This is a genomic window from Caballeronia sp. (assembly GCF_049581465.1).
GTDB lineage: Bacteria > Pseudomonadota > Gammaproteobacteria > Burkholderiales > Burkholderiaceae > Caballeronia.
Genome location: NZ_JBAUSA010000988.1, coordinates 1 through 3,432, shown reverse-complemented (window position 1 = coordinate 3,432; position 3,432 = coordinate 1). Strand labels below are relative to the sequence as shown.

Below are 3,432 nucleotides of genomic sequence, written 5' to 3'. Positions count from 1 at the left end.
CCCCTACTATCCGCCCCTTCATTTTTTATCCAGGATGAGGGTATATTTTTTTCCGCACCTGCCAAAATCTCCACCGCACAAGGCGCTCCGGCCGGTCAAACATCACCGCGCGCAGGACGTGATGAAGCAGGTTCACTGGCTTCATAGCAGCCACTTTAAGCATTGCGGGGGTGCTGGACTCGATATGCTTGCCCCGCAAACCATTGGCTTCCCGCAGGAGTTCGACGGAGGGTTCAGGTTTGATGACGTTGTCCACGCCAGGTCAGATGAAGAACTGCTCGAACAACTCGGTCGACGCATTTTTGACCAAGGCCGCCCCAAGTCGTTTTCGAGGCTATTTGCGGAAACGTGCAATGGCTGACCCGCAACTGCATTGATGTACAAAAACGCGCTGGCGACGGTGGTCACGGAAGGTGAAGGCGTTGGTCACTCGGTAGATGGAAGATCGCGCAGCAGACCTTCGGATTCGCTAGCTAACTATCGGCTGCTACAGTCCGAAGGGCGGCCGCAGCGACAGCCCCAAGCAAACCGAATGCCATTAGAAAGCCACCGATCTCAAAGCCGTCGACCGCTTGCGCAAATGACGGCGCCAATGCATCTAACAATCCCCAGTAAAGTGCGGTGCCTAGCACCGCAACGATGACCGATATTCTTAAGATCGCGTCACATTCCTTCACGACGGCGTCCCTCGAGATCTCCTTGGCAGGCGGACGTTTCTTGTTCATGTCGATGTGCGCCTAAGCATAGGCAAAATATTTCAAGATTGGCGATCAGGCGAGAGTCACTGATCGCTCCCCCGCATCCACCCGTGCCTAGTCATGAAAAAGAGCGCGAATATCCGCTTTGATCCAGCAGCAATGTTAAACCTAATGTCGGCTAAGTACGAACTGGCGGGACGTAATGTCGCGCGCGCAGTGTTGATACAGCGGACCGGGGAGATTTGTTCGAGCCCTCTGAACTTCACGCCTGCACCTCAATGGCGTAAAGGCCTGAGTCCCGCGTAGTTCAGAGAGCCGACGAACCCGAGCAAGTCTGGTCGCGTCAGCCCGACGATGTCGAGGCGCATTAAATCGAGCTGGCTTACGGTCAGACCTCTTGGTTCACTCAACTTAGCATCTCGCCGTAACGTCGCGTTCGACGCAACACTCAAGAATCGACACTTTTATCGCCGACAATTTCCGGCCAGCCATGGTTGACACAGAATCGGCGGCGGCGGAGATCGAACTGGAGGAGAACGTTGCGTATTGATCGGCGACCGGGGAAGCTCGGCCTCTAAATCGAGTTTCTTCTATTGGAAATCAGGAATCCTGAAACAACTCGATAAAATGGATTTATGTAAATCAACTCAAGATGTGAAGCTTTGAAAAAAGAGTCGCGTCGGCGATCGATATCGCAAGCAAGACCTTAGCAGCCAGGTCACCGGCTTGCACCCGGCATTTTGATCAGACGAGCGATCCGCTAACGTTCAAAGACCGGGTCGCGCCATTGAGCTGTAGTTCCCTCATTTCACTGACAGGCGTCCTTACGGTCAGGCGTATTTGCATCGCCGGCGCTCAGATTCAAGGCGATTTTAGAACAACCGGAAATGTCCTGATCGACAAACTCATCCAGATGGATCGCGAGGCGGATGCCACCTCGACTGTTGCCATCCCGGTCAGGAGCGCCTTGCCGTCATCTCTTGCAGGATGGCGACCGCGGCCGTCGCGGCGACCTGGCAGCCGAGGACGATATGCTCCTCGGCCGTATCCTCGATGAAGTCGTGGCTGACGCCGCCGATGCTGGGTACGAACAGCATGCAGGCCGGTATGTGGCGGGCGATGAGTTGCGCATCGTGAGAGGCCCCGCTCGGCATGCGTACCCACTGCCCGGGCGCCGCTGCCTCCGATGCGTTCGCGAGATGTTCCTGCAGGGCCTTGTCCATGGTCACTGGTTCCTCGGGCTCATGCAAGGTCGCCAACGCGGCGCCTACGCCGCCTTCCGAATTGAAATCCCGGACCAGCTCCGCTAGTTTTTGCTCCATTGCCAGCAGCCTTGCTGCATTCGCATCGCGGAACTGAAGATACATGTCAGCCTGGCCCGGAACGACGCTTAGCGAGCCGGGGTCAAGGTCGATTCGGCCGACCGTCCAGACCGTGTCCGAAGCGACCAATTGCTGGAACGCTTCATTCATCCTCGCGATGAAGCCGACAAGAGCCGCGCCGGCGTCGCGTCTGATCGACATGGGCGTGGTGCCGGCGTGATTGCGCTGGCCTGTGAACCGCACGCGCAACTCGCGAATGCCGACGATGGCGGTGACCACGCCAATGGATTTCCCCGTGGCCTCTAACCGTCCGCCCTGCTCGATATGCGGCTCCATATAAGCAACATGCCGCCCCCTCTCAAGACGCACACGCGGTGCTCCCGTCAGCCCGGCGGTTTCCAGCGCATCTTTGAGCCATTGCCCTTCCCGGTTTCTTGCGCGAGCAATCGTTTCGTTCACGGGTTCTCCGATGAAGCTGCGGCTGCCGAGGAACCCGGCAAAGGTGCCCTCTTCGTCGCTCCACGACGCCACGTCGACCGCCAGATGGCTAGTCTCTTTGCTTTCGGCAAGCGCGCGAGCAATTTCCAGCCCGTAGATGACCCCCATGGCGCCATCTAGCCAGCCCCCTGTTGGCTGCGTGTCGGTATGAGAGCCGATCAGAAGCGCTGCCCCGCTTTTGCGGGAGCGGCCGAAGACCGTCCCGACGCCATCAACGACGGCATCCAGTCCCGCGTCGCTCATGCGATCGGCAAGCCACCTACGCGACTCCATATCAATCGGCGAGAGAGCCAATCTCACGACGCCTGGACTTGCGGCTCCGAAACTTCGAAGCTGCTTGAGATCGTTCAGCAGCCGGTCCGCATTGATCTTCAACACTTTCCTTTCTCCTTTGATTGCTCATATACGGCTATTGACTCTTACCGGTGCGCGGCGGTCGTATTCGCTGGTCTTCCACATGCAGCCGTTACACTGTCGTTTGGTGAAACAGCTGCATGCCTTGCGCTGCTCAAGCGCGGCAACGGCGTGACTCAGCGCTGACGGCGACATGCCGAGTTCCTTGGCAGCACCGCGAAAGCTGCGATGCACCGCGACCGTTGCAACCGACGTCAGTTTGTAGAGCGCTGTTTTGTTCATTGTTCGATTTCCTCCATCTACCTCTGCGATGTTGTGCAGATTGTCTCATCAACCGCGACTTGTTACCTTGTGCGCACGTGATTCACGCGTGGGGACGAGAAATGAGCAAGACAATTCTGATCACCGGCGCTTCGTCGGGAGTTGGAAAGGCGAGCGCGATTTTGTCGCGCAAACGAAGCGTTCGCGAACCCCTCCGCAGCACGCACGATCAGCTCGGAAGAAGTTGCGCAGGTCATCTACGGCGCGGCTACTGACGGTAGCGACCGCCTGCGCTACCT

General features: G+C 57.8%; 3 protein-coding genes and 1 pseudogene. 1 reads left to right on the top strand and 3 read right to left on the bottom strand.

Features of this window, described 5'->3' with window-relative positions; genetic code table 11:
* A pseudogene (locus WCA53_RS24230) lies at window positions 1-361 on the top strand (hypothetical protein); the annotation flags it as partial.
* A 112-nt stretch (window positions 362-473) separates the two neighbouring features.
* On the opposite strand, the gene WCA53_RS24225 reads toward WCA53_RS24230, so the two are convergent.
* From WCA53_RS24225 to WCA53_RS24215, 3 genes are all read right to left on the bottom strand, one after another.
* Window positions 474-725, bottom strand: a complete 252-nt coding sequence (locus WCA53_RS24225; RefSeq protein ID WP_423916425.1) for a hypothetical protein — start codon at window positions 723-725, stop codon at window positions 474-476.
* Window positions 726-1,654: 929 nt separating this feature from the next.
* Entirely contained in the window at window positions 1,655-2,896 is a 1,242-nt protein-coding gene (locus tag WCA53_RS24220; protein WP_423916423.1) for a Zn-dependent hydrolase, read from the bottom strand.
* Window positions 2,897-2,917: 21 nt separating this feature from the next.
* Complete coding sequence (locus WCA53_RS24215) at window positions 2,918-3,154, bottom strand: helix-turn-helix domain-containing protein (protein ID WP_423916420.1); 237 nt, start codon at window positions 3,152-3,154, stop codon at window positions 2,918-2,920.
* Window positions 3,155-3,432: the final 278 nt, after the last annotated feature.